24 protein-coding genes and 1 pseudogene are annotated in these 26457 nt (G+C 66.6%); 12 read left to right on the forward strand and 13 right to left on the reverse strand.

Annotated elements, in window-relative coordinates:
- Positions 1-97: 97 nt before the first annotated feature.
- Positions 98-874 carry a cyclase family protein gene (locus tag FHS74_RS07345; RefSeq protein ID WP_184798973.1) on the reverse strand — a complete coding sequence of 259 codons (777 nt, stop codon included), beginning with the start codon at positions 872-874 and terminating at the stop codon, positions 98-100.
- A gap of 282 nt (positions 875-1156) precedes the next feature.
- Between FHS74_RS07345 and FHS74_RS07350 the strand changes: the two genes are divergently transcribed.
- Entirely contained in the window at positions 1157-1777 is a 621-nt protein-coding gene (locus FHS74_RS07350; protein WP_184798975.1) for a TetR/AcrR family transcriptional regulator, read from the forward strand.
- Positions 1778-1786: 9 nt separating this feature from the next.
- Here FHS74_RS07350 and FHS74_RS07355 read toward each other — a convergent pair whose 3' ends face one another.
- Genes FHS74_RS07355 through FHS74_RS07365 form a run of 3 tightly spaced genes read right to left on the reverse strand, consistent with a single transcriptional unit; the run spans position 1787 to position 4814 of the window.
- A complete protein-coding gene (locus FHS74_RS07355; RefSeq protein ID WP_184798977.1) occupies positions 1787-2677 on the reverse strand; it encodes a dienelactone hydrolase family protein in 891 nt (296 codons plus the stop codon).
- Between the two features lie 2 nt (positions 2678-2679).
- Positions 2680-3501 (reverse strand): ethanolamine ammonia-lyase subunit EutC, encoded by an 822-nt coding sequence (gene eutC, locus FHS74_RS07360; RefSeq protein ID WP_184798979.1) that lies wholly within the window; start codon positions 3499-3501, stop codon positions 2680-2682.
- Positions 3498-4814 carry an ethanolamine ammonia-lyase subunit EutB gene (locus FHS74_RS07365; protein ID WP_246462983.1) on the reverse strand — a complete coding sequence of 439 codons (1317 nt, stop codon included), beginning with the start codon at positions 4812-4814 and terminating at the stop codon, positions 3498-3500. The genes eutC and FHS74_RS07365 overlap by 4 nt, the downstream gene beginning before the upstream one ends.
- 224 nt (positions 4815-5038) lie before the next feature.
- Between FHS74_RS07365 and FHS74_RS07370 the strand changes: the two genes are divergently transcribed.
- Entirely contained in the window at positions 5039-5524 is a 486-nt protein-coding gene (locus FHS74_RS07370) for a TspO/MBR family protein (protein ID WP_184798984.1), read from the forward strand.
- 297 nt (positions 5525-5821) lie between these two features.
- Positions 5822-6880 carry a DUF5700 domain-containing putative Zn-dependent protease gene (locus FHS74_RS07375; RefSeq protein ID WP_184798986.1) on the forward strand — a complete coding sequence of 353 codons (1059 nt, stop codon included), beginning with the start codon at positions 5822-5824 and terminating at the stop codon, positions 6878-6880.
- A 146-nt stretch (positions 6881-7026) separates the two neighbouring features.
- Here the strand turns inward: FHS74_RS07375 and FHS74_RS07380 are convergent, their stop codons facing one another.
- The 3 genes and pseudogenes from FHS74_RS07380 to FHS74_RS07390 form a co-directional block, all read right to left on the reverse strand.
- A complete protein-coding gene (locus FHS74_RS07380) occupies positions 7027-8451 on the reverse strand; it encodes a tail fiber protein (protein WP_184798988.1) in 1425 nt (474 codons plus the stop codon).
- Between the two features lie 12 nt (positions 8452-8463).
- On the reverse strand, positions 8464-8865 hold the full coding sequence (locus FHS74_RS07385) for a phage tail protein (protein ID WP_343066879.1): 402 nt from the start codon (positions 8863-8865) through the stop codon (positions 8464-8466).
- Between the two features lie 102 nt (positions 8866-8967).
- Positions 8968-9141, reverse strand: a pseudogene (locus FHS74_RS07390) (phage tail protein); the annotation flags it as partial.
- A 225-nt stretch (positions 9142-9366) separates the two neighbouring features.
- Here FHS74_RS07390 and FHS74_RS07395 point away from each other — a divergent pair.
- Genes FHS74_RS07395 through FHS74_RS30355 form a run of 3 tightly spaced genes read left to right on the forward strand, consistent with a single transcriptional unit; the run spans position 9367 to position 11215 of the window.
- A complete protein-coding gene (locus FHS74_RS07395; RefSeq protein WP_184798990.1) occupies positions 9367-9861 on the forward strand; it encodes a DUF2231 domain-containing protein in 495 nt (164 codons plus the stop codon).
- The gene (locus FHS74_RS07400; protein WP_246462953.1) at positions 9858-11090 is read left to right on the forward strand and encodes a PQQ-dependent sugar dehydrogenase; all 1233 of its coding nucleotides are present in this window, start codon (positions 9858-9860) and stop codon (positions 11088-11090) included. The genes FHS74_RS07395 and FHS74_RS07400 overlap by 4 nt, the downstream gene beginning before the upstream one ends.
- Complete coding sequence (locus FHS74_RS30355; protein ID WP_246462954.1) at positions 11033-11215, forward strand: hypothetical protein; 183 nt, start codon at positions 11033-11035, stop codon at positions 11213-11215. The genes FHS74_RS07400 and FHS74_RS30355 overlap by 58 nt, the downstream gene beginning before the upstream one ends.
- Before the next feature lie 111 nt (positions 11216-11326).
- On the opposite strand, the gene FHS74_RS07405 is transcribed toward FHS74_RS30355, so the two are convergent.
- The gene (locus tag FHS74_RS07405) at positions 11327-13741 is read right to left on the reverse strand and encodes a TonB-dependent receptor (protein ID WP_184798992.1); all 2415 of its coding nucleotides are present in this window, start codon (positions 13739-13741) and stop codon (positions 11327-11329) included.
- Between the two features lie 216 nt (positions 13742-13957).
- Here FHS74_RS07405 and FHS74_RS30905 point away from each other — a divergent pair, with 216 nt between their 5' ends.
- From FHS74_RS30905 to FHS74_RS07420, 3 genes are all read left to right on the forward strand, one after another.
- Positions 13958-15337 carry a histidine kinase gene (locus tag FHS74_RS30905; RefSeq protein WP_184798994.1) on the forward strand — a complete coding sequence of 460 codons (1380 nt, stop codon included), beginning with the start codon at positions 13958-13960 and terminating at the stop codon, positions 15335-15337.
- A gap of 17 nt (positions 15338-15354) precedes the next feature.
- The gene (locus tag FHS74_RS07415) at positions 15355-15972 is read left to right on the forward strand and encodes a response regulator (RefSeq protein ID WP_184798996.1); all 618 of its coding nucleotides are present in this window, start codon (positions 15355-15357) and stop codon (positions 15970-15972) included.
- Positions 15973-16074: 102 nt separating this feature from the next.
- A complete protein-coding gene (locus FHS74_RS07420) occupies positions 16075-16503 on the forward strand; it encodes a hypothetical protein (RefSeq protein WP_184798998.1) in 429 nt (142 codons plus the stop codon).
- On the opposite strand, the gene FHS74_RS31125 is transcribed toward FHS74_RS07420, so the two are convergent.
- A complete protein-coding gene (locus FHS74_RS31125; protein WP_184799000.1) occupies positions 16490-18562 on the reverse strand; it encodes a methyl-accepting chemotaxis protein in 2073 nt (690 codons plus the stop codon). The genes FHS74_RS07420 and FHS74_RS31125 overlap by 14 nt on opposite strands.
- Positions 18563-18986: 424 nt before the next feature.
- On the opposite strand from FHS74_RS31125, the gene FHS74_RS07430 reads away from it, so the two are divergent.
- Positions 18987-19421 (forward strand): VOC family protein, encoded by a 435-nt coding sequence (locus FHS74_RS07430; protein ID WP_184799002.1) that lies wholly within the window; start codon positions 18987-18989, stop codon positions 19419-19421.
- 126 nt (positions 19422-19547) lie between these two features.
- Here FHS74_RS07430 and FHS74_RS07435 read toward each other — a convergent pair whose 3' ends face one another.
- From FHS74_RS07435 to FHS74_RS07445, 3 genes are read right to left on the reverse strand one after another with little or no spacing between them, the layout of a single operon-like run.
- Positions 19548-19775, reverse strand: coding sequence for a hypothetical protein (locus FHS74_RS07435; protein ID WP_184799004.1), 228 nt, complete (start codon positions 19773-19775; stop codon positions 19548-19550).
- Positions 19776-19778: 3 nt separating this feature from the next.
- Positions 19779-21368 (reverse strand): phytoene desaturase family protein, encoded by a 1590-nt coding sequence (locus FHS74_RS07440; protein WP_184799006.1) that lies wholly within the window; start codon positions 21366-21368, stop codon positions 19779-19781.
- A gap of 34 nt (positions 21369-21402) precedes the next feature.
- The gene (locus FHS74_RS07445) at positions 21403-22209 is read right to left on the reverse strand and encodes an SDR family NAD(P)-dependent oxidoreductase (RefSeq protein WP_211106156.1); all 807 of its coding nucleotides are present in this window, start codon (positions 22207-22209) and stop codon (positions 21403-21405) included.
- A 182-nt stretch (positions 22210-22391) separates the two neighbouring features.
- Here FHS74_RS07445 and FHS74_RS30910 point away from each other — a divergent pair, with 182 nt between their 5' ends.
- Positions 22392-22916: a winged helix-turn-helix transcriptional regulator gene (locus FHS74_RS30910; RefSeq protein WP_281384617.1), complete on the forward strand. Its 525-nt coding sequence runs from the start codon at positions 22392-22394 to the stop codon at positions 22914-22916.
- Positions 22917-22934: 18 nt separating this feature from the next.
- Here FHS74_RS30910 and FHS74_RS07455 read toward each other — a convergent pair whose 3' ends face one another.
- Complete coding sequence (locus FHS74_RS07455; protein ID WP_184799009.1) at positions 22935-23867, reverse strand: LysR family transcriptional regulator; 933 nt, start codon at positions 23865-23867, stop codon at positions 22935-22937.
- A gap of 451 nt (positions 23868-24318) precedes the next feature.
- Between FHS74_RS07455 and FHS74_RS07460 the strand changes: the two genes are divergently transcribed.
- Positions 24319-26445, forward strand: a complete 2127-nt coding sequence (locus FHS74_RS07460) for a TonB-dependent receptor domain-containing protein (protein WP_184799011.1) — start codon at positions 24319-24321, stop codon at positions 26443-26445.
- Positions 26446-26457: the final 12 nt, after the last annotated feature.

Consider the following 26457-nt stretch of genomic DNA (forward strand, 5'->3'; position numbering starts at 1 on the left):
ATGAAGACGGGAACCTCGGTGAATTGCATCAACCGCAATCCACCCGCTTGGAATCCACCCGCTGGGCCCCCCGCGCAACGTCCCACCACCGACGACGTCACGCGTCGAGGATGGCCACCGCCCGGGTCCACCCGGCTGACGCCCCCTTGATCTTGGCCGGGAAGCAGGAAACGGTGAAACCCGTGGCCGGCAGCGCCTCCAAATTGTGGAGCTTCTCAAGGTGGCAATAGCCGATATCGCGGCCCGCCTTGTGCCCTTCCCAGATCAGTCCCACGTCCTTGGTCTCGGCGAACTTCTTGGCGGTGTGAGGGAAGGGGGCGTCCCAGCTCCACGCGTCGGTGCCGGTGACACGCACGCCCCGCTCCGTCAGATACAGCGTGGCTTCGCGGCCCATGCCGCAACCGGCCCCCAGGAAGTCCGGCTGGCCATAGCGTGATCCGGCCCGGGTATTGACCAGCACGATGTCCAGCGGCCGCAGGGTGTGGCCGATGCGGGCCAGTTCGGCCTCCACCTCCGCCGCCGTCACCACGTGACCGTCGGGCAGGTGGCGGAAATCCAGCTTGACCCCCGGATTGAAGCACCAGTCCAGCGGCACCTCATCGATGGTGATCGCCCGTTCGCCCTGGTTCATGGTGGAGGCGTAGTGCCAGGGCGCGTCCAGGTGGGTGCCGTTGTGGGTGGACAGGCGCACCGTCTCGGCGGCGGCGAATTCCGCGTCCGGCATGTCGTTGGGATCCAGCTCGGGGAAGAACATCGTCAGCTCGCCCAGCGTATCCTTGTGCGTCTGGTACTCGATATGGGGCCGCATGAAGGGCGGGTCCGCCACCGTGTCGTTATCCAGCGTGACGGAGATGTCGATGAAGGTGCGGGCCATGGATGCGGGGTCCTGTCAGTGCCGTTCGAAAGGGGACGGGGACCACCCGGGAATCCCAGGCCAAGCGACTATCCCTGTGTTCCTCCCGTCTTGGCCCGCATTAGAGCGGCGGCGCGCGGAAACGCAAAATCGATAAACCCCATGCGTCGCCATCGGCAAACGGGATAGCTGCCGCCTGTCCCGTGGCACCCGCCCTGTTGAAAGGGATGTCGCTGCCCCTTAACCCCGACCCCCAGCCCCGCTATAAGGCGGTGTACGGCTGGATATGGGGACCCATCGGCCATGGCTGTGGAAGAGTACCGGGAACGGGTGAAGTCCGAGAAGCGCGCCGCGGCGCTGGCCGCCGCCGGCGAGGCGTTCCTGCGTCAGGGCTATGACCGCACCACGCTGGCGCAGGTGGCCAAGGCCGCCGGCATCTCCACCGGCACCCTGTTCAAGCATTTCCCCACCAAAGCGGCCCTGTTCGGCGGCATCATGGAACAGCTGTGGGAGGCGGATCCGGAACTGCAGCGCCCCCTGCCACCCGCTGGCAACCCCGCCGCCGGCCTGACCGCCATCGGCCACGACTATGCCGGCAAGCTGCGCCAGCCCCGGACCGCGCCTTTGTTCCGCGTCATCATCGCCGAGGCGCCGCGCTTTCCCGAACTGGGCCAGGCCCTGTTCCAGCGGGGCAAGGCGCCCTACCTGGACCGGCTGCACGCCTATCTGCGGTCGGAGATCGCGGCCGGCACCATGGCCGTCGGTGACGTTCCCCTGGCCGCGCGCCAGTTCCTGGGCATGATCAACGACCTGATCTTCTGGCCGACCTTCTTCGCCGCCGATCAGGGACTGGGCGATGCGGAGGTGGCGCGGGTGATCGATGAGGCCGTGCTGACCCTGCTGGGCCGCTACGGACGGTCTTAAGGGCGGTCTTCAAGGATTGGGAAAGGGCGCCGCTGATTTGAGGCGTTGGGCGAACAGCCACTCCCGCCAGCCGGGCGCCAGGATCATGTCGGGCGGCACGCGATGCTCCATCCCCTGATAGCGCACAAATATGGGGGCGCCGCCCGCCGCGGCCACGGCCTCGGCCCAGGCGTGGTCGGGATCGAAGGGGTTCTCCGTATCCTGGTCACCGTGCACCTGCATCGTCGGCGTCCCCGCCACCGCCACCGCCCGGTCCCGGTCCGGCGGCACGGCGGAAAAGGCGACGGCGGCGGCGAAGCGGCCCGGCTGGGCCACCAGGGCGTCCAGGGCGGCCGACGCGCCCATGGAAAAGCCGACGACATAGACCCGCGCCGGGTCGACGGGCAGACGCCCCAGCAGGTCATCCACCAGGGCCAGTATGGCGGGCAGGGAGGCGCCGGGGTGGCTGGCCAGCAGCCCGTCGCCCCCCGGCGCATAGTCGGCGCTGCGCACGTCCACCTGTGGCGCCACGACATAGGCGGGGAAGCGCTGGCGCAGCGCCGGCAGGGCCCAGGCCTTGGCGAAGGCCGTCATCTGGCTGACATTGTTCTGCCCGATACTGCCGGAGCCGTGCAGGACAATAACCAGGGGCAGCCTGGCCTGTGCCAGCTGGACCGTGGCCGTCGCCGGCGTCAGCAGGCGGTAAGGCACGATGCGGCCGTCCGGCGCCGTGAAACTCTTAGCCACGAAATCGTCGGTCAGCGGTGCCTTGATGACTTCGTCCAATGCCTGGATGTCGGCCGGCAGCGGGGTGTAGGGCAGGGCGCGCTCCTCGATCCGGCCACCCTGAGCCCGGGCCGACGCCATTGTTCCCGCCATCGCCGCCACAACCAGCAAGGCCACTGTCACGCCGTGTTTCACCCTTAAGTCTCCTGTCGTTCCGTCATCGGGGCTGCCGGCAGGGCCGGTGCCCGGCCATCCACCAGCAGCAGATCGCTTTCGTCCTTCAGCGCCACGCCCGTCATCTGGCGGCGCAGGGCCTCCCGCAGCAGCCAGGCCAGCTTGAACGCCGCCAAATCATGAGCCAGGCCGCCCTCGCGGATGTTGGACAGGCAGTTGCGCTCGGCATCCAGGCGGCCGGGCCTTGGATTCAGGGTCAGGTAGACGCCCAGGCTGTCCGGGGCGGACAGGCCCGGCCGTTCCCCGATCAGCACCGCCACGGCGCGGGCGCCCAACGCCTGCCCCACCCTGTCGCCCAGCGCCACGCGCGCCTGGCTGGCCACCGCCACTGGCCCCAGCCGCCACCCCGCCTGTCGCACCCAGGGCAGGAAAGCCGTCAGCAGCGGCAAGGCCTGGCGGTGCACCGCCGTGGCCGACAAGCCGTCGGCCACCACCAGGGCCAGGTCGGGATCCGACGCTGGCAGGGCAGCCAGCGCCTGCTGGCTGGCCGGCGCCAGTTGGCGGCCCAGGTCTGGCCGCGCGAGATACGTCGCGCGGTCCGGGGCCGCGCTGTGCACCAGGACCGGTACCAGGCCCAATCCGCCCAGCCGTGCCGCCAGGGCGCCGGCGTCGAAACGGGTGTGCACAGCGTCCCGCGCCTGGGCGTGGGCGAGGGCGAAGCGCAAGACCTCCACGGTCGGGAGGCTGTCGCCCGCCCGCCCCAGGGCGATGCGCGCCGGTGTCGCGCGGCTCAGGTGCACCCAGGCATCCGGGGTCACCCCGGCTTTACGCGGCTCATCCGTCATCGCCAACCTTGCAGCAAGGGTTGGGTCGGGGATTGGGGCAGGGGCCGACCGTCCGCGCCGGCGATGCCCATGGCCTCCAGCCACACCTCGAACTCCGGCGCACGCTTCAACCCCAGCAATCGGCGGATGTAGAGGGCGTCATGGAAGGAGGTGGACTGATAGTTCAGCATGACGTCATCGGCCCCCGGCACCCCCATGACATAGGTCACGCCGGCGGTGGCCAGCAGAGTCAGCAGCGTGTCCATGTCGTCCTGGTCGGCCTCGGCATGGTTGGTGTAGCAGACGTCGCAGCCCAGCGGCAGGCCCAGCAGCTTGCCGCAGAAATGATCCTCCAGCCCGGCGCGGATGATCTGCTTGCCGTCATAGAGGTATTCCGGCCCGATGAAGCCAACCACGGTGTTGACCAGCAGGGGCCGGAACTCCCGCGCCACGGCGTAGGCCCGCGCCTCCAGCGTCTGCTGATCGACGCCGTGGTGGGCGCCGGCGGAGAGCGCGCTGCCCTGGCCCGTCTCGAAATACATGACGTTGTCGCCCACCGTGCCGCGCTTCAGCGCCTGCGCCGCCTCCATCCCTTCACGCAGCAGGGCCAGGGTGACGCCGAACCCTTCGTTGGCGGCCTGCGTGCCCGCCACCGACTGGAACACCAGGTCCAGCGGCGCTCCCCGGTTCATCATCTCTATGCTGGTGGTGATATGGGTCAGGATGCAGGCTTGGGTCGGGATGGCGAAACGCTGGATGACGCCGTCGATCAGTCGCGCCAGATCCGTCAGGGTGGCCAGGCTGTCCGACACCGGGTTCAGGCCGATCACGGCATCGCCGCAGCCATACAGCAGCCCGTCCAGGATGCTGGCCGCCACCCCGCCGGGATCGTCCGCCGGGTGGTTGGGCTGCAGCCGCACCGCCAGGGTGCCAGGCAGGCCGATGGTGTTGCGGAAGCGGGTGACGACCACGCACTTGCGTGCTGCCAGGATCAGGTCCTGGTTGCGCATGATCTTGGACACGGCCGCCACCATCTCCGGCGTCAGGCCGGGGGCAAGTGCGGCCAGCCCGTCGCTGGTGGCCTGGTCTGACAACAGATAGTCGCGGAATCCGCCCACCGTCAGGTGCGAAACGCGCGCGAAGGCGGCGGCGTCATGCCGATCCAGGATGAGGCGCGTGACCTCGTCCTCCTCATAGGGCACCAGCGCTTCGCTCAGGAAGGTCTTCAGCGGCAGGTCGGCCAGGCATAGCTTGGCCGCCACGTTCTCCTCCGCCGACAAGGCCGCGATGCCGGCCAGGCGGTCGCCGGATCGGGGCGGCGTCGCCTTGGCCATCAGGTCCTTCAGGTCCACGAAGGTCCAGGTGCGGTACCCCAGGGTGATGCGGTAGGGCGCATGCGCGGCCAAACTCAGCCTCCATCCAGCCGACGGTGGGAGGGGGATCATGACATCGATCCGGCGCCAGGGCAGCAACGGAACTGGCGCGACAGCGGGGAATTTATTCTGTACCAATGGTTTGCCCCGATATTCTCGGGGGCCATTTGGGGGAGACCGCCCGCATGACGACACCCGGGGATGAACCGCTGGCGCCGCCGCCGCGCTCCCGCCACCTCGTCCTTTTCATCGCGCTGGTGCTGGGCGTTGGCCTGGCCATCGGTTACCTGACGGCTCCCGGCCCCTGGTATCTCAACCTGGCCAAGCCCAGCTTCACCCCCCCCGGCTGGGTGTTCGCGCCAGCCTGGACGGCGATCTACATCCTGATCGCCATCGCCGGTTGGCGGGTTTGGCGCCAGGACAGCGACGGCCGGCCCATGCGCCTATGGTGGATCCAGATGGTCCTCAATTTCTTCTGGTCCCCCATCTTCTTTGCCGCCCACCTGCCGGGCTTGGCGCTGGCGGACATACTGCTGCTGCTGGGCACCATCCTGGCCTTCATCGCCACCGCCTGGCGCGAGGATCGGCTGGCGGCCTTGCTGTTCCTGCCCTATGCCGCCTGGGTCACCTTCGCGACCGCGCTCAACACCGGGATATGCGTGTTGAATTGAGGCGATATCGCGCCGGTGCGACAAAATCACCGGTGCGGGCGCAGGGGGTGACGATCCATGGTGAATCAAGACGATCCACGGTGAATCAATATGATGGGCCTCGCGTCCCTCATGCTGGATCGCCGGATGCACCTGCGACGCGCCCTTTCGTTTTCGATCTTTGCCGGCCTGATGGTGTGCATGCACTCACAGCCTCCGGCATGGTGAGTGGTACCAACGGGACGCCGGCAGATGGCCTGCCTGTCGTGGCGGCGGCGAGGTATCATTGGCCGTCTTTGGATATCCGGAGGGCGGAAGATGGGCCGTTTGCTGCTTGCCACCATCGTGGTGGCGCCACTCCTCCTGGCCGGCACGCCCCGTGCCGAGCCGGTGGTGTCCCTGGCGTTGGACACGTCGGAAGCCGACCAGGCGCTGCGCATCCTGGATAAGCAGGCCGCCCACCAGCCGGTGACGGCGGAGGACTGGAACCGGTTGTTCGCGACGACGCCCTACCGGTGGCTGAAGGCGAGGGAAGCCGCCATGGGGCATCCCCTGGCGGATGAAGACTTCCAACGCTTCCTGCTGTCGCCGGAAGCGGCCAGCCAACGGGCCGAGTGGGCAAGCACCTTGGCGGCGATGAAACAGGCGGATATGACGCGCCTGGGCATCGGTGTCCTCGCCTGGCTTCCGCCTGGCGCCAGCATCCGGGCGCGCGTGTTCGCGGAGATCAAGCCGCAGCGCAACAGCTTCGTCTGGAAGCAGCCGGCGGCGGCTGGGGAGATGGAAAGCGGGGAGCCAGCCATTTTCCTGGCGGTTGCCCATCAGAGCCGTGACCAGTTTGAAAACACCGTGGCCCATGAATGCCACCATATCGGCCTGGAAAGCCTGGAGGCGCGCCAGGATGAAGCGCAGGCCAGCCTGCCGGCCAATGTGAAACTGGCCATGCGCTGGCTGAGCGCCTTCGGCGAGGGCGAGGCCATGCTGGCCGCCGCCGGCACCGACCGGCACCCCCACTGGGAGGATGACGCCCTGGTCCGCGCCCGTTGGGATGGCGACATGCAACAGTTTGCTCCGGACTTGGCCATTGTGCAGCAGCTGCTGCTGGACATCCTGGACGGCAAGCTGGCCACGGATGAGGACATCATGAAACGCGCCCGTCCGCTATGGGGCGACGCCCAGGGCGCGTGGTACACGGTGGGTTATCAAATGGCGGTTCTGGTCGAAAAGCGCTTCGGCCGCGCCGCCTTCAACGACGGCCTGCTCGACCCGCGCAAGCTGCTGGCGCTGTATAACCAGGTGGCCGGGGAAGCCAACGCCCACGGCGCCAAACTCGCCACTTGGTCACCGGAACTGCTCAAACGGCTGGAGGCGGGATGAGGCACGCGATGGCCCAGCCGGGAGACTGACAGTTCTGCTTTGCCAGGCCCTGACATTCTAACTTTGCGCCCACAGAGATGGGACCGATAATCTGTCTTATGGAAATTATCCTCGCCTGAGGAATTGAGAAATTGTCGCGCGTGTTCTCATGTCTTTATTGGTGAGGTCCAGGACTTGTCGCCAGCAGGCGCGGACACGGTGATGGTGCCGTTGTCGTTCACCTTCAGGCTGTGGCACGGGGCATGGGCTGATTTATCGTCGGTTCCGGCGGCCCAGACGACGCGGCGATCCTCCTCTTCCAACACCAGGTTGCCGTCCCGCTGCATGACCAGGCTGTGGCTGCGGGGCGAAGATCGGTCGGGCGTCCACAAGGTCTTGCCCGCGCCATCGGTCAGTACCAAGGTGCCATCCCGGCGCAAGGTCAGGGCGATAGCACCATTGGGTGAGCGCAGACTTTCCCCCTTGGCCAGACGACCGCCGGGAACGAGGCGCCCGGGTCGAGACGCGTTGCCCGACGACCAGACCAGCCTGTCGCCCCGCTTAAGCAGCATCTCGCCCTCATCGCTGAGGACCAGATGGTCGGCCTTGTCCATCGGGGACGCCAGCGTCGCCCAGACAGGCTTTCCGTCACTGGTATGCAGAACCAGGTTGCCATCCGTCTGCATCGCCAAATGACCCACCTGATTGACCGTCTTATTCAGGTTCCAGATTTCCGCCCCGCTATCGACGGACTTTACGACCAAGCCTCCCTCTATCGCGAGTTCCAGGGTGAAGCGCCCGTTGGGCGAGCGCAGAACCTCCCAGCGCAGGACCTGGCCTGGCAACAAGGCCTGGCGGGCATTCTGTCGCCCTTGCTCCGTGCGCTCCCGTTCCCAGTCCTTGGCCTGCCCCCTCTTCCGTTCCTCCGCTGTCAAATCGGGATTCCGCCAGATCTCCTTGCCAGTGGAATCGACGATGGCCAAACGTCCGTCGGGATGGAACAGCAGGACGGGATCTTGTCCTGCCGCCACCTGGGTATGGGTTCGCCACACGGCTTGGCCGTCGGCGTCGGTGACGACCAACTCACCCGTGCGGGTCAAGGACAGGGCGGTGCCCTTATCGCCGCCGCTTTCCCAAACCAGGGAGCCGGCCGTGTCAAAGATGACGGCCCGCCCGTGTCGCACCGTCAAGGTGTGACCTCCCGTGATCGTCGGCCGCGCATCGCCCCCCTGAAGCGTGAATGGGAACCGGAAGGCCACCGGGGCGGCGGCACCCATGACACAGATGAAATGGCGAATCGTAACGATGGACAGGCTGCCCGCCGTCCCGTCTGGAACGCCATGGTCCCAGGCGGCATCGCCGCTGGCATCCACCGGCGTGCGTGGATCCATGCCCACCGGAACGCCGCGCCTGAAGTCGGGAAGCTTGAAGGTGTCCGTCGCAAGGTCCCCCCCGAACCGACGGCCGATGACGCTGAACAGTGCCTGGTAGGAACCCGAGCACGCCAGGCTGCGGCCATCGCAGGGCAGCCAGCCTTCTGGCATCCTTTGAATGTAAGGGAAGGCCCGAATTTCGCCGATGAAATGGTCCATGGTCTCCCCCTGTCAGTCCGCGACCATCGGGAATTCGCCTTCCATGCAGATGATGTGGTTCACGCCGATCCCGACCATCGGCGCGCCCCCGCCCCGTCCCACATCCACCGCGGCTGTGGCGCCGACGGGACCGTCGGCGCCGATCGCCACGCGCCCACGCAGGTCTGGAAGCGCGAAGGTGGTGCCGTCACCGCCAAACCGTGTGGAGAGCAGGAAGAACAAAGCCTGGTGCTCTTGCACGTTCAACCGTTGGCCATGGCAAAAGCGCCAGCCCCGCGGCGGGAAATCACCCGCGAACATGCGGATTTCCCCAAGGAAGGCTTCGGGCTCAAAAAAGGCCACGCCGCCCTGGGAACTATCGTCGATGGCCATGGGAAAGTTGCCCTCCGCCGCGATGGCGTAGGTCAGCGCCACCGTTGGCTGCTTGTCCCCGCCCGCCCCCTTTTCCTTCCCCGGCGAAGCGGCCCCCAGGACGGCGGTTCGCCCATGGTCTGTTCCTCCCCCCGGCACCCGCCCGCGCAGGTCCGGCAGCGCGAACGTGCGCCATCCATCCCCACCGAACATGTTCCCAATCAGGGAATACAGTGCCGGGCTACGGGAAATTTGCAGCATCCGGCCATCGCACGGAAGCCACTGGTGATGAAGGCGGTCATGGGGCAGGAGGTGGATCGCCCCTAGGTAATATTCCATTGTCCCCCCCCCGCGCACGGGCGCAGCACACCAAATGCCACTTAAGGCAGTAACTCTTTGGGATTAGTATATCTTATCGGGCCAATGAACAAGCCTGGAAAGGCCGCGCCACCCTCGACGACCCGCCACAAGAGGGGAACCGCCACCGTCCCTGAACCGTTCAAGACATGGGTACCCTCCGTGCCAGGGAGTGATTGTGCCAGGGATTGTGAATGAGGAGCGGCCATGCCCAGTGACATCATCAGGTCGACCGTACAGGGCACACCTGTGCAATTGACCGAGGTCGAAGAGAAGGTGGCCATCGTCCGCCACCCGCTCTATCCCATGTTCGTGCCTTTTCCGAACGCCTGCTTCGTTGGTGCTTTCCTGACCGACCTGGCCTATTGGGGCACGGCGGAGATGATGTGGGCTGACTTCTCCGCCTGGCTGCTGCTCGTGGGCGTGGTGCTGGGCGCGGTTGCCCTGGTCGCCGGGCTGGTCGATCTGGGCCAACGCCGCCACGTCGTGACCCAGGCGCCCATTTGGCCGCATGTGTTGGGCAATCTCGTGGCCCTGGGCCTGTCGGTGCTGAACTGCTTCGTCCATAGTCGCGACGCCTGGACGTCCGTGGTGCCGCAAGGCCTGATCCTGTCGGCCCTGGTGGTGATCGTCGTGCTGACCAGCAACTGGATCGGCTGGTCGGTACTGACCTATCGCCGCCGGCTGGAGGTGCGGTCATGAACCGGCGTTTCCTCCAGGTGGCCCCCCTGCCGGCCCCATGCCGCCGCCGCCTGCTCGTCCTGGCCGGCGTCGCGGCCCTCGGCCTGGCCGCCTGTGACGATGGCAGCAAAAGCAGCGATCCCAACACCGAGGTCGGCCCCAACCCTACCCTGCCGGCGCAGAAGCAATACCTGATGCCGCCGATGACCGTGGCCAAAGTGGTCGGCTGGCGGGATGGCGAGACACCAGCCGTGGCCCAGGGCTTGAAAATCCGGGCGCTGGCTGGTGGGCTACAACACCCCCGGTCCCTCTACGTCCTGCCCAACGGCGACATCCTGGTGGTGGAGTCCGTGGCGCCCAAGGCCCCCGCAGCCAAGCGGCCCAAGGACCTGATCATGCAGTGGGTGGAATCGCTGGCCACCTCTGGCGGGAAGATCAAGGGCAGCAACCGCATCACCCTGCTGCGTGACGCGGACGGCGACGGCGTGCCGGAAACGCGGACGGTCTTCCTGGATCATTTGAACTCCCCCTTCGGCGTGGCACTGGTGGGCAATGATCTGTACGTCGCCGACACCGACGCCATCGTTCGTTATCCCTATACCCAGGGCGACACGCAGATCACAGCCCCCGGCACCATCCTGACACCCCTGCCCGGCGGCCCCATCGACCATCATTGGACCAAGAGCCTGCTGGCCAGCCCGGACGGGTCGCTGCTGTATGTCGGCGTCGGGTCCAACAGCAACATCACCGAGAATGGCATCGAGGCGGAAAAGAACCGCGCCGCCATCCTGGAGGTGGAGCGCGCCACGGGCCGCTGGCGCGTCTACGCCGATGGCCTGCGCAACCCCAACGGGCTGAGTTGGGAGCCGCAGACCGGCGCCCTGTGGACCGTGGTGAATGAGCGGGACGAGCTGGGCCCCAACCTGGTGCCCGATTACATGACCTCCGTCCAGGACGGCGGGTTCTATGGCTGGCCCTACAGCTATTATGGCCGGAACCTGGACCCACGGGTCAAGCCGCAGCGCCCGGACCTCGTGGACCGCGCCCTGGTGCCCGACTATGCGCTGGGCCCCCACGTCGCCCCCTGGGCATGGCCTTCTATACCGGCACCGCCCTGCCCGACGGCTATCGCGGTGGTGCCTTCGTCGGGGAACATGGCAGCTGGAACCGAAATATTCCAAATGGATATAAAGTGGTCTTCATCCCCTTCAGCAACGGTAAGCCCAACGGCCAGCCCACGGATGTGGTGACCGGCTTCCTGGATCAGGAGGGGCAGGCCCGTGGCCGGCCGGTAGGCCTGGCGGTGGATAAGGGCGGCGCGCTTCTGATCGCCGACGATGTCGGGAACACCGTGTGGCGGGTGACGGCACAGTGAGCCGCGCTGCCGAGAATAAAAAGAGGGGGACCGGCAGCGGATGAGACCGGTCCCCCTTCCCTCAGGGAGGATAATCGCGTCGCCCGAAGGGAACTGAATTACATCAGATGATTAGAATGTGACCTTCACCCCGCCATAGAAGGTGCGCGGCGCCCCCAGGGTCAGGGTGCGCGCATCGCTCAGGGTCCGTCCCAGGATGTCGCTGGCCCCGGACACCTCGAAATAGGTGCCGTAGCTGGCGTAGCGGCGATCGAACAGATTGTTGATGCCGCCGATGAACTGGATGTTGGGCAGCACCTGATAGGAGGTGCGCAGGTTCATGGTCCAGTAGGGCGTCAGCGGTGAATTCTGGTTGGCGTCATCACCCACCAGGTACTGGCTGCCGTAATATTGAACGGCCCCGCCCACGCTCCAGGCGTCGGTCACCACCAGGTCGCCGCCCAGCTTAACCTGGTGGCGCGGGATGCCCGGCATCCGCGCGCCGCTGTGCACGGTGATGGTGCCGTCGTCGGCGGCCGACGGATTGTTGGGCGACGCCAGCACGCCATCGAATTGGTAGGTGGCGTCCACGAAGCTGTAGTTGAGATAGACCTGCCAGCTTTCCCTGGCATAGGTCAGGCCGGCGTCCACGCCCTGGCGGCGGGTGGACGGCACGTTGGTGTAGTAGCCGCGGCCCTGGATGGTGCTGGCCAGCGCCAGGATGTCATGGTCGCTGTCGGTGCGGAACAGGCCCACGGTCCAGTCCAGTCGGCCGGACGCCACCCCCTGGACGCCGCGGATGCCGGCTTCATAGGTCTCGGCCACCACCTGGCGCAGCGGCGGGTCGGCCACCAGGGAATTCTCCAGCAGGCAGGGACGCAGGGGATCGGCGCAGTCCAGTTCCAACGGCGTGGGCGCCCGGTTGGACTGGGAATACCCACCGTAGACGCTGACCCCGTCGCCCAGGCGATAGGTCAGGCCGGCCTGCGGGTTCAGGTGGGTGTAGCGATTGTCGCTGTTCAGTTCCGGCGCCGACCCGCCCCGGTCGCGCATGCTGATGTCGGCCACGTTCAGGCGCAAGCCGGCGGTCAGGGACAGGGCCGGCGTCAGATCCAGCGTGTCGGTGACGTAGGCGCCGTAGAAGTCGGTGGTGCCCGACAGCCAGACGGGGGCGTAGCCCAGATTGCCCAGGGTCCGGATGATGAGGCCGGCCCCGGCCACCTCATCGGCGTCGCCGCCCTGGGTGGTCACCGAGAGGTCGGGGTTGATGACGCCCAGGGTGCTGGTGGCGGTGAAACGGATATCGCTGTGGTCGATACTGCCGCCGGCGACGAAGCGGTTGCCCAGTCTCAGCAGCGGCCGGTCGCCGGTCAGTTGCAGTGACCCGCCCACGCCCGTGGTGTCGGTGGCGGTGCGGTCCAGCGTGCCATAGGTCGCGTCGTTGTTGTAGGCGAAGGTATGGCCCGCCAGATCGGTGATGACGAACTGGTTGCGGAAGGCCGTGGTCTTGCCGCCCGCCGGCGTGCCGAAGGCGTCGTCCTCCAGGCACAGCTTGCCGCCGTAGGAGGAACGGGCGCTGCACCTCTCGAAATTGCTGTCGTTGCCGTCCACGTGCTTCTGGCCGAAATGGCGGCCATAGACGTTGCCTTGCACGGCCCAGCCGGCGGCGATGTCCACTTTGCCGTTCAGCGCCAGCATGCCGCTGTCATTCTTGGTGGTCTGCGGCCAGGTGTAGACGGCGGTCTCGTCCGCCTGGATCATTTCCAGCGGCGTGGGGCCGACGACGCCCAGGCTGGACCGGGCGGCGGCGGCGATCAGGTGCAGCTCCGCGCCCTCGCCGCGCCAGCCGGCATCGGCGTAGAAGCGCTCCACGTCCGAGGCCGATTGCTTGCGCCAGCCGTCATCGCGCGCCGCCTCGCCCGCCAGGTATAGGCTGAAATTGCCGGACTGGTAGCCGAACTCAGCAGAACCCTGGACACGGCCGTTGCTGCCACCCAGCAACTCGGCGCTGGTGCCCTGGAAGGTGAAGCCGTTCTTCATCTCCAGGGTCACGGCACCACCCAGGGCGTTCAGGCCATAGGCCGGGTTGTTGGTCGCCAGCGTCAGGCGGTTGATCGCCACCTCCGGCGCCAGGTCCCAGTTGACGGTGTCACCGAAGGCCTCGTTCAGGCGCACGCCATTCTGGTAGACGGCGATACCCTGCGACGTTCCCTGCAAGGGGGAGACGGTGAAGCCGTGGAAGTGCAGGTCCTGGAACAGGGCGTTGCCCTGGCTGTCGGACAGGGAAAGTCCCGGCACCCGCTGCGCCATGGCATCCAGGATGGAGATGGAATGGCTGTGGGCGAAATCGTCGGCCGACAGCGTGGTGGCCGATGCCGGCAGCTTGTCCAGCGGCACGTTGGCCCCGGGCAGTGGCGTCGTCCCTATGACGATGATGTCGCTGAGGGCGGTGGGCGTACCATCGGGTGCGGGCAGATCAGCCGCCAGCGCCAAGGATGAACAGGTGGTGCAGAGCAGGAGCAGCAGGCCGGCCGGGATTTTTTTCATTATAGGGCGCACCAATGGGGTGAGGCTGACGCTACGGTAGCCTTGATGGCCGCGTCCGATCCATGGGCCCCCTTCCCGATTTTCCCGGGAAAAATTCCCGATATCACGGCGGTTGTTGCACGGCGGGGCCAAGCACCTGTTAGATGGGGCTCGGGAGGCGCCGGCCGCGGACAAGCGGCGGCATTTCAAGGCAGCGGGAAACGGGGGCTCAACCTCATGTCGCTTCGGATCCGTCTGGTCCTGTCCATCGCCCTGTTGCTGCTGGTCAGCCTGGCCACCGGCGGTGCCGCCGCCTGGCTGCGGGCGGAGCATTCGGTGCGCACGGAAATGGAGGCGGCCCTGTCCGTGGGCCAGCACACCATCAGCAGCGCCCTGGCCCATTTGGCCGTCCGCCCCGCCGACCAACCGGGCGACGAGGACATGGCCACCATCCTGACCCGGCTGGTGCGGGCCTTCAACGGCGACCGCCACCTGAAGGTCAGCCTGCGCCGGCCGGGGGGAAGCGCCATCGCCACCTCCACCCTGGCTTCACCCGACCATGCCGCCCCGGCTTGGTTCGTCCGCTCCCTGGACGTGCCGCAATTGAGCGCCGAGATGCCCCTGCCCGGTGTCTCCGGCGATGGACTATGGCTGCGCCTGGAAACCGACCCGGCGGGCGAGGCGTCGGAGGTCTGGGGCGAACTGGGCGACGACGCCGTCATGATGCTGCTGTTCAGCGCGCTGGCCCTGCCCATGGTTTACTGGACGCTGGGCCGGGCCTTGCGCGCCGTCGACCGGCTGTCCAAGGCCTTCGCTGAGGTGGGCCAGGGGGCGGAGATGGCCCGCCCGGTGACGGAGGCGGGCCCGCCGGAGCTGCGGCGCCTGGCTGTGGGGTTCAACCGCATGATCGCGCGCCTGGCGGCGGCGGAGGCGCGCAACCGCCGCCTGCACGAGCAGTTGCAAACCATCCAGGAGGAGGAACGGGCCGACCTCGCCCGCGACCTGCATGACGAGGTCGGGCCTTATCTGTTCGCCATCAATGTCGACGTCACCGCCTTGCTGGCGGCGGCGGAGCGATCGGGCGACGCGGTGGCCCTGGAACAGGCGCGCGCCGCGCGTGAGGCCGTGGCCCACGTGCAGCAGGAGGTGAAGGCCATCCTGGGCCGCCTGCGCCCCCCGGGTTTGAGCGATCTGGGCCTGGATGCCGCCCTGAACAACCTGGCCGCCTTCTGGCGCGCCCGCCGGCCGGACGTCGACATCGCTGTCACGGTGGCGCCCGACCTGCGGCTGGGCGAGGCGGGGGACACGGCAATCTACCGGGTGGTGCAGGAAAGCCTGAGCAACGCCGTCCGCCACGGCCGCCCCCACACCGTCGCGGTCACGGTACTCCCCACCCCCGCCGACGGGGTGGCGGTCGAGGTCGTCGATGATGGGGAGGGCCTGCCCCCGGAGGGCGCGCCCGACACCGGTTATGGCCTGCGCGGCATGGCTGAACGGGTGGCCGCCCTGGGCGGCAGCCTGGAGGTGGGCAATCGGCCGGAGGGAGGCGTCCGCGTACGCGCCCTGCTGCCCCTGACGGGAAGCGTCGACGCCCTGACAGCGCGGGAGGCGGCGTGAACGCCGGAGGGAGCGACATGAAACTTCTGCTTGTCGATGACCACGCCATCGTGCGCGCCGGCCTCCGGCGCCTGCTGGCGCCCCTGCCCGGCGTCAGCATCGCCGAGGCCGCGACCGGCCGTGACGCCCTGGTCCGCTATCGCGAGGACCGGCCGGATATCGTACTGCTGGATTTGAACCTGCCGGGGGTTGGCGGACTGGAACTGCTGCAGCGCCTGCTGATCGAGGACCCCACGGCCTGCGTCCTGATCTTCAGCATGCATGCCGAGGCGCTCTACGCCTCGCGCGCCCTGGCGGCCGGCGCCAAGGGCTATATGAGCAAGAACGCCGACCCGGACGAACTACTGGCCGCCATCCGCCGGCTGGCCGATGGCGGCCGCTATGTCGAGAACGAGATCGCCCAGGAACTGGCCGTGCACGGCATGCCGGCCGGCCACCCGGCCCAGCGCCTGACGGAACGTGACCTGGAAATCCTGCGCCTGCTGGGCGAGGGCCGGGCCCTGGCGGACATCGCCAGCGAGCTGGGCGTGGGATACAAGACCATCGCCAACACCTGCACCGCCATCAAGGCGAAGCTGGGCGTGGCCCGCACCGCCGACCTGATCCGCCTGTCCATCGAGATGGGGGTGAGCTGACCAGCCCCGCGAATGGCATCGGGGCGGTGATCCGACGGCCTGGCGGGGGCGTATCGGTCACCGTGTCCGGTCGACTGCCGGGACCGTTGGGATGGAGGGGGCATGTTGCGATACGGCCAAGGGGTGATCCTTGCGGGTCTTGGCATCGTGTTCTGGGCGGCGGCGCTGGCCTGGGTGCGGGCGATTCCCATGGCATTGACCGATCCGGCCTGGAACATCCTCAATTTCGCCGGCGCCGTATCGGTCGCCTGGACCTGTGTGTTGCTCATTCGCCGCGTGGCCGGCTTGGCGCCGGACCAGCTGATGGCGGGCATGGGCTTGGTCGGCGCCGTGGCCATGACCCTCGACGGCGCCGTGCTGAACTGGGCCCCGCGGATGTACGGGCCGGACGACACCGTGACGCGGCTGGCGGCCGGCTGGTTGCTGTGGGGATATGGGTTGAGCCTGGCCATCGCCCTGGCGATGGCCAGGGCCGGAAGACGCCGCCCAAGCGCGGCGACGCCCTCCGGCGATGGCGTCACGCCGCCTTGATGGTGGTGACGAAGCCGTTGACCACGGTGCGCAAGGTATCGGCCTCACGCCCCAGCACGTCGGAGGAGCTGAGGACGCTGCGCGCGGCCGTGCCCGTCTCGTCCGCCGCGGCGCGCACGCCGGTGATGTTGGCGGAAACCTCGCGCGTGCCGACGGAAGCCTCCTGCACATTGCGGGCGATCTCCCGCGTGGCGGCACCCTGTTCCTCCACCGCGGAGGCCACCCCGGTGGTGATCTGGCTCATCGCCACGATGGTGGCGGTGATGCCGTCGATCGCGGACGCGGCGCGCGCCGTCTCATCCTGAATGGCACTGACCTGGGCCTGGATTTCCTCCGTCGCTTTGGCGGTCTGATTAGCCAGCGCCTTAACCTCGGAGGCCACGACAGCGAATCCCTTGCCGGCCTCTCCGGCGCGGGCGGCCTCGATGGTGGCGTTCAGGGCCAGCAGGTTGGTCTGGCTGGCGATATCGGTGATCAGCTTGACCACGTCGCCGATGCGTTGCGCCGCCATCACCAGGCCGTCTATGGATTGCTTGGTGCTGGACGCCTCGCGCACCGCCGCGTCGGACGTGGTTGTGGCGGTGGACATCTGGCGGGCGATTTCGGCGATGGACTGGTGAAGCTCCTCAGCCGCGGCCGCGACCGTCTGGACATTGGCCGAAGTTTCTTCCGCCGCCCCGGCGACGGTGTTGGACAGGGCGATGGTGTCGCCGGCCGACAAGGTCAGGCTGTCCGCCGCCCCGCGCAGCGACCGTTCCGCACCGGTGAAACCGGCCACCACCTGGTCAATGGAGATGGCGAAATCGTGGGTCGCGGCCTCCATCCGAACACGGCGTTGCTCCTTGGCCGCGTCCTCGGTGCGCTGGCGCTCGGCCAAGATGTCCGCCTCCTTGGCATTGGCGCGCAAGGTGGAGATGGCGCCAGCCATCTCACCAATCTCATCCGTCCGTGCTGTCATCGGCACCGCCAGGTCATGGTCGCCGCCCGCGATGTTCATCACCACCTGTGTCAGCACCGATAGCGGCCCCGTGACCCGATGGCCTACCAGCCAGACGATGCCGACCAGGACACCGCCGGCGATCAGCAACAGCAGGGTCACCAGCATCAGTGCCGTACGGGCGCTGGCATATTGCGCGTCGGCCAGGCGCATCGCCTCGGCGATGGCAGCGTCACGGATGCCCAGGATGGACGCCAGTTGCGGCACGCTGGTGCGCCGGTATTCGACCACGTCAACCGGATACGGTACACCGGCGGCGCTCGCCTCCAGCACTTTGGCGCGAAGGGCGCCGAATGTGCCCTTATAGCCCTGTCGTGCCGCCTCGGCCGCCTTCAGCAGGCTCTCGGGCGTGCCAGCCAGGGCCAGTTGGCCCTCCACCCGCCCTTCCAGATCGTCAAGATGCCCCTGGAAGACCTGAATGTCCCGGGCGGCCTGCGGCCCTATGGGCTTGCCGCTGTTCAGCGCCTGCAACAGCAATGAGGACTGTCGGCCCGCATAGTCACGGTAGGACCAGGCCAGGATGGCGATATTGGCGTAGTGCCCCGCTTCTGGCGCGCGCTGCAATAATGACCGGCCTGTGGCGTTCAGTTCAGCGTTGATATCGGCCATGATGGCAAACATCCCCCTGACATAGGCATCGACCTCGCCCGCCGGGCGGTCCGCCAGGGGGCGGGCCAGCAGTCCGTCGACAGCGCTCCGCTGGGCCGACAGCCGGCCGTCCAGGGAGGACAAGAGCGACTTCAGATTGTCTTTGACGCCGACATCCTCCTTGGCCATCAGGTCAACCAGCGCCTTGCGCGCGGCGTCGGACTTGGCGCGTTGTTCCTTCACGAGCGCCAGGGTCGCGGGATCCGCGCTGCCCAGCGCCACCAGGGTGGGACCGCGCTCCACCGCCAAATTTTCCGTCATGCTGCCCAGCGCCGCCATGAAGCGGGCCAGGCCCTGCGCGTCCGAGGCCGCGACCGCTACGCGCCACTGCTCCAACGCCACCACGGCGCCCAACACCAGCATCAGCACGGCCACGCCCGCCAGGCACGATGCGATCAATCTACGGATGGTCACCGGACGTCTCCCCGTTACGTTCCTGGCGGCGTTCTTCGACCGCCGACATCACCCACGGCCGCTGTCCCGCAACAGCCAACCGAAGTGGTTAATCCCGAGTTCACAGGGTGGGGGCAAAGCGCTGAACAAACCGTTAAGGCCAGGCCGGGCTTCAGCCATCGTCCGTTGGGTCTCGGCCGTCACATTCAGGCCAGCAATAGGACATGTTCGAACTATCGATTTGATGGTCTGCAGCGGCGGATGATATCCCCGGTTAAGGAGGAGGCCGCCTAATAATCGTCCTGGAAGACGCCTGAGAACCGCCGGGAACCCTTGTGAATTCCTCGGGCATCAAGCGGCCAACCCGCCGCCCCACCTTTCGGCGTCACCCATCAGTCGACGCCTTTCCACCAACGAGTTCTACTGGGATATGGTGACTCGGACTATGCCGACGTATCAATACTGGCACCATCACGGGGCCATCAGCGTTCCGGATTTGGAAGCCGCCATCGCCTGGTATGATTCCGTGCTGGGCTTCAAGTTGGAACGGCGCATCCGTATCGATGCCATTCCGGCCGACGTGGCCTTCGTGCGCAACGGGCCGTTGCGCATGGAGATCTTCCAGGTGCCGGAAGCGCATCCCCTGCCCGACGAACGCCGCATTCCCAACCAGGACCTGAAGACGCATGGCAATAAGCACGTGTCCTTCGCCACGGACGACGTGCACGCGCTTGCCGATGAGCTGCGGCGGCGGGGCGCCGACATCGTCTTCGTTGCCGATTTCGAATGGGGTTCCAACGTCTTCCTGCGCGACAACGCCGGCAACCTGATCGAGTTCGTGCAGGAAAAGCCGGAAACGGAAACGCGGGCTCATCTTTAGGCCCGGGTGCGATCATGGATGATCGCGCCCCGGTCGTGACTTGTTCACGAGAGAGAGGGCGAGGCCAGGCGTCTCAGGAACAACCCCGCGCAATCCCGTGCGCGGGGTTGTTCTTTTTAAATCAGCTCATTTGGCAGCTTTCTTCGCTGCTGGTTTGAATAGGAAGCGCAGCAGGAACAGGACCAGCTTGAAGTTCAGCATCCTCAGCAGCGCCCGCGCCTCCTCCGGTCGCAGCTTGGCGGTCATGGGCATCGCGCCGAAGATCTTGCCTTTGATGACCAGGGTATCGCCCTCACCACTGATGCTGGCGACTGTCATCAGTTCCTTATTGTCGGCTCCATAGATCTTGACCATGGCTCAGGCCCCCACGGCGCGATCGAAATCGATGCCCAGATCGTCGAACATCTTGATGGCAGTGGCGCGGCCGGCGCCATAAACACCGCCGCCCGGGTGCATGAAAGGCCCCACCAGATAAAGCCCCTCCACGCCTGGCACCGTGAAGTTTCCAAGGTCCGGCGTCGGGCGGTGGGCCATGGTCTGGTACATGAAGGGGGCGGCGCCGTGCATGTCGCCGTTCACGAAGCTGTTGGGGGAACTGCGTTCCATGTCCAGCGGCGACCAGGTGGTGCGGGCGATGATGTTGTCGTCCGTCAGGCTGGGTGTGAACCTGCGGTAGAAGCTGAGATTGTAGTCCGCGACCTCTTCCTTGATTTCGTCCCAGCGGGCGGCCCCGCCATCCTCAAGGCGATAAGGCGCCATGGTGATGGAATGCCAGATGCCGGCACCGGGCGGGGCGCGGGTGGGGTCGGCGTGGGTCTCATCGCTGCCGCCGGTCAGCGGGCGCTTGGGCAGACGCCCACGGCGCAGGCAATCGAAATCGTCCAGCATCTCGGGCAGGCTGTCGAAGGTGTAGTACTCCAGCATCGTGGCGGTGGCGACCTCCGGGCCGGCGTAGAAGGTCGCCTGTTTCTTCAAATCATAATGGCTGACGAACAGGCTGAAGGTCGAGGTGTTCACCCGCTCCGCCCGCTTCACCACCTTCTCCTCCACGGCGTCGCCGAGGAAATGGCGGATGCGGTGGGGATGGATGGCGGCGATGACGCCGTCCTTGCCCGACACGACCTCGCCATCCGCCAGTTGCAGCCCGGTGGCCTTGCCGCCGGAAACGATGACCCTGCTCACCTCCGCGTTCAGGCGGATTTCGCCACCGTAGTGCTCCACGCAGCGCACCAAGGCGTCGGTCAGACCGCCGCTGCCGCCGACGGGCTGGGAGACACCATAGGTATGGATGATGCCGGGCATCAGATAGATGCCCATGCCGGTGCCCAGTTCATCCGGCATCTGCAGATTCTCGGTCACCAGCTTCAGCAGGTGCATCTTGACGCGCGGATGTTCGAAGGTGCTGTCGATGATGTCGACGGAACTGCGGCTCATGGCGTCCAGCATTTCCCGCCCCTCATCGCTCTGGTCCAGCATGGCGATGAAGGCGCCCATCGGCAGCGGGGGGGCGTATAGGCCGGAGACGAACATGGGCAGCATTTCCATGCTGCGCCGGGCGAAGGCCCGGTAGGTCTCCGCATCCTTGGCGGAGAACTTGGCGATCTCGGCGCAGGCCCGGTCCAGGTCCTTGTAGGTGATGAGGAAGCTCTGGTCGGCGAAGATGCTGGCGTAGGGCACGTCGGAGTAGTTGTACTTCAGCCCGAACTTGGCGAAGAGGCCCAGTTCGTCCTGCGTGATCATGGGATTTCCCTGGATCATGATGTGGACGCTGGAATGTAGGTCATGGCGGTAGCCGGGGGTGTTCAGTTCCCGGGTCACCACGCCGCCACCCGGCCAGGCCTGGCGCTCCACCACCAACACCTTCTTGCCCGCCTTGGCCAGATAGGCGGCGGCCACCAGCCCGTTATGGCCGGCACCCATGACGACAACGTCGTATTTGCCCGACATCTTGGAATCTCCCTATAGATATTTGATTTTATTACTATATTTCCGCAACCATAGCGCGGAAGGGGGCGATGCCCGGGACATGGCTGCTGGTGCCGCCGTCCACCACCAGGCATTGGCCGGTGACGTAGCGCGCCTCATCCGACGCTAGGTAGGCGACGGCATGGGCCAAATCTTCCGGCCGGCCCAGATAGGGGGTCAGCGTCTCCGCCTCCACGATCTCGCGCAGGCGGGGGGGCAGTTTCTCCAGCGCCGTGGGCGACAGGGTCAGGCCCGGCAGCACGGCGTTGCAGCGCACGCCGCGTTTGCCATGACTGGCGGCGATGCAGCGGGTCAGCTGGATGACGGCGGCCTTGCTGGCGCTGTAGGCGGCCTGGATGATGTGGCCTTGCAGGGCCAGGTTGGAGGCGGTGTTGATGATGGCCCCGCCGAACTCCCGCCCCTCCCCGGCCTTCACCAGATGCGGCAGGGCGTGCTTGCAGGCCAGCATGGTGCCGCGCACGTTCACGGCGAAGCTGCGGTCCCAAACCTCCAGATCCATGGTTTCAACATCGGTGTCGCGCAGGCCCATGGACAGGTCGGCGGCGTTGTTGTCCAGGATGTCCAGACGGCCGAAGGCCGATAGGGTGGCGTCGATCATCGCGCGGATGGAGAGTTCGTCGGCCAGATCCAGGTGCACGGCCAGGGCCTCCCCCCCACCGGCGTTGATGCGCGCCGCCACCGCCTCGGCCGGGGCCTGCGCGATATCGGCCAGCACGACACGGGCGCCACGCTCGGCCAGGAGAAGCGCGGTGGCGGCGCCGATACCGCCGCCGGCACCGGTGATGATGGCCACCTTGCCCATCAAGGAACCCTGAATTCTCTGATTTTCCATCTAAGGCACCGCTCCCGCCGGCCATTCTTGACTGTTGGGCCGCAGGCTAAGAGCAGCGGGGAATGGGCGGAAGACGGCACCTTTTTGTGCCCTACCCATTCCCCGGCGATGCCCTATAAAGGCGGGGCGAACAGCGACGGCATGGGGATGGAATGGTCACGGACGCGCCGCCCGGAAAGGTGCGCAGACAGGTGAATGTCGAGGCTGAATTGGCCCGGGTGGCACGGGTGCTGAACGTGGCCGACCTCGACCAGCATCCGGGTGGCCGCCGGCTGGCCGCCATGGTGCGCAGCATGGCCACGGACGGCCGGGGCCGGGAAGATCCCATCCGCGAGATCTTTGGCCGACTGGGCGACAAATGGAGCACGCTGCTGCTGCTGCTGCTGAGCGCCGGCCCCTTCCGCCACGCCACCCTGCGCCGCCTGGTGGGGGCCGTCACCGACGAGGCCCGCATCTCCCAGCGCATGCTGACCCTGCGCCTGCGCTCCCTGGAGCGGGATGGCCTGGTGGATCGGCGGGTCACCCCCAGCGTGCCGCCCCAGGTGGAATACGCCCTGACCGATCTAGGGCACGACCTGCTGGCCCAGGTGGAAAGCCTGATGGGCTGGGTGCGCCGGCACCATGCGGCCATCCTGGCCGCCCGCGCCCGCTTCCAGGACAGCGGGCCCGAGGACTGACCCCATACGCGCGTGGCGTTATTCCGCTGCGGTCCGCAGGCCCGCCGCCGCGTCACCGGCAGCGGCGCACATCTGGTCCACCACCCAGGCCAATGCCTGGTCCTGGTTTTGGATACGGTGCCACTGCGCCGACATGCGCACCTTGGGCATGTCGAAGGGCACCGGCGCGATCTTCAGCGGCAAGGTGGTGGCCAGCAGCGTCGCCAGGCGGCGATGCATGGTGCCGAGGCGCCGGGTGCCCAACAGGAAATGGGCGACATCGGTGAATGACGGCGCCACCACCTCCACCCGGCGGGTGACGTGGGTGGTACGGGCGAACCAATCCTCGAACGTCGGCGTGCGGGTGCGACCGTGGGACACGGTGACGTGGCCCAGACGGGAATAGGTTTCAGGATCAATCACGCGATCGAACTGGTCATTGCCCGCCCAGGCGACGACGACATAGTCATCCTCGAACAGCAACCGGGTGGGATGATCGGCGGAGGTGTACTGTTCCGCCGTGATCAGCAGGTCGACCTCCGCCTTCTCCAGCCGCTCCACCGGGGCATCCTCCAACGCCGCCACGTCGAAGACCATGCCCGGTGCCAGATCCGCGATGCGGCGCAGGGTATCGGCCAGCAACACGCGGATCATGTAGTCAGACGCCAGGACGGTGACCTGCCGGGCCGATTCCGCCGGCACGAACACCGACTTGGCGGTGATGGTCATGCGGATCTGCAATAGCGCGTTGCGCACCGGCTCAACCAGCGCTTCGGCGCGCGGGGTCAGCACCATGCGGCGCCCCACGGGCACCAGCAGATCATCCCCGAAGAACTCACGCAGGCGGTTCAGCGCGCCGCTCATGGCGGGCTGGCTCAGATGCACGCGCTCCGCCGCCACCGACACGTTCTGTTCGGCCAGCAGCGCGTTCAGCGCCACCAACAGGTTGAGGTCCAGTCCATCAAAGCGCATGGCCACCGCCCGGTCATCGTTCTTGTCGTCGCCGATGCATGCGCTGTCACCCGCATGCCGGACGCCCCCATTTGCCAAACCCTGTGGCCGGGCGCCCGCCTCCCGCCCCACTATAGGCCGGCACGCTCCGGGCATTTCAAGAAAAACCATTCCCCGCGATATCGATTGAATGACTAGATCATCCCTATTTGCCGCAGCGCAACAATGGTTGCACAGATGGCGCCAAAGCCGAATTCATCGAATTGTGCGGGAGGCCGCCCCCGCCCCATTTATATTCGGGTCGCTGATAGAACCTATCGTATCGTTCATTTTGACGGATGCGGCGCGCCTTCCCCATTGTTGCCCCACAAAAAAGTGGGGAGCGGTGACGGTCACAGATGCCGGCCGCCCTTCCCATGCCGTGAGGGAGGTTACCATGCAGGGACGCGCCGCGACCCCGGGAGTCGTATCCGTGAACAATCAAAGCCTGAACCGCCACCGGTGGCTCACCGGCACCGCATTGCTGGGCCTGGCCGTGGCGGGCACCCTGCCCGCCCGTGCGCAGACGACGGCCCCGGCGGACACGGGCGCGCTGACGGAAATCGTCGTGACGGCGGAACGGCGCAGCACCGACGTGCAGAAGACACCCATCGCCATCACCACCGTGACCGGCGAGGCCTTGGCCCAACAGGGCACCGTGAACCTGCAGAACGCCATCGCGCTGATCCCCAGCGTCCAGGTGCAGCAGACCAACTTCGGCGCCACCTTCTATATCCGCGGCATCGGCACACGGGGCACGGACGGTCCCTCACCCGTGGCGGTGAACATCGACGGTGTCTACCAGGAACGGGCGGAGGTGACGAATTCCGCCTTCGCCGACGTCAACCGGGTGGAGGTGCTGCGCGGCCCCCAGGGCACCCTGTATGGCCGCAACGCCAACGGCGGCAGCGTCAACGTCATCACCAACGGTCCCGTCCTCGGCCGGGTCGAGGGGGCGGGCACCCTGCAATACGGCAACTACAACACCTTGAAGACGGAGGGCGTGATCAACGTGCCGCTGGGCGACAAGGTGGCGGTGCGCGGCGTCTTCTCCTCTTACTCCCACGACGGCTACCTGTCGAACGGACTGGACGACGCCGACGAGAAGTATGGCCGCGTCAAGGTGCTGGCGCAGCCGACGGATGACGTCCGTGTTCTGCTGGAGGCCGACCTGCAGAAGGACGGCGGCAAGGGGGCCGGCAACGTGCGGCTGCCGGTCGACAGCCGCAGCAACCCCTGGGAAGGCGACGATTATTCAAGCATGTACGCCATTCCCACCGGCGACGCGCTGTATTGCAACCCGCACTGCACCGCCAGCTACGACATGCAGAACGTCGATGTCCATGGACAGGTGGACTGGGACGCGAAATTCGCCAACCTGACCTTGCTGGCCGCCCACCAGGATTTTGAAAAAACCTACGTCCAACCCTTTTCCGGCACCTACGAGCGCTATCACCTGCCGCTGATCCAGAATTCGGTGGAGTTCCGCCTGGCGTCGGAGGATGACAGCCGGCTCAAATGGGTGGCGGGCTTCTACTACCTGAACCAGGATGACAGCGGCGCGAAGAAGACCAACTACACCTTCGACAGCGTGGAGAACGTCGTCCACGGCACGGTGGACAGCAAGGCGGTGTTCGGTCAGGCGACCTACCCCGTGACCGATCGCCTGCGCGTCACCGCCGGCCTGCGCTACACCAACGACACGCTGGAAGAGACGGACGAGTCCGGCACCCAAACCGCCACCACCGTGGCCAGCCCGATGAAGGCCACCTTCGCCAAGACCACCTACAAGGTCGGGGTGGAATATGATCTGGCGGCGGCCAACATGCTCTATGCCCAGGTGTCCACCGGCTACAAGGCCGGCGGCCTGTCCACCTTCACCGGCAATTACGGGCCGGAGGAGATCACCGCTTATGAGGTGGGATCAAAGAACCGCTTCCTGAACGACCGGCTGCAAATCAATCTGGCCGCCTATTACTATGAATACACCGGCTATCAGCTGAGCTATTACCACTACGTCAATGATACGCCGGAGTTTTTCACCTCCAACGTTCCCGGCACCACCAAGGTCTATGGCTGGGAAGCGGAGGGCAGCTACATGCTGACCCCGGACGACCGCGTCGACTTCTCCGTCAACAACGGCTACAGCAGCTTCGGCAACGCCACCGTCCTGCTCAGCTGCGGCGCGGACATCTGCGCCACAGCGTTGGGCGGGCGCGAATTGCCCCGCAACCCGCGCTGGACCGGCACGGCCGCGTATGAGCACACGTTCAATCTCAATGACGGCGCGCGCGTGACCGCCGGCGTGAACATGCAGGCGAAGTCCAGCTACTACATCGACCTGCTGCGGTTCAGCTATTCCGAGGCCGACCCCTATTCCATCTGGAACGGCAAGATCACTTATGAGGCGCCGAACGGTCAGTGGTCGATCAGCGCCTATGTCAACAACATCGGCAACACGCCGGTGGTGCAGCAGGCCAACACGGCGGGTTCCGTCAACGTTTACAGTGTCATCGGCGACCCCCGCACCTATGGCGTCGTGTTGCACGCCAAATTCTGAGGTGTCTTTGCG

The sequence above is a fragment of the Nitrospirillum iridis genome, assembly GCF_014205765.1.
Lineage (GTDB): Bacteria > Pseudomonadota > Alphaproteobacteria > Azospirillales > Azospirillaceae > Nitrospirillum > Nitrospirillum iridis.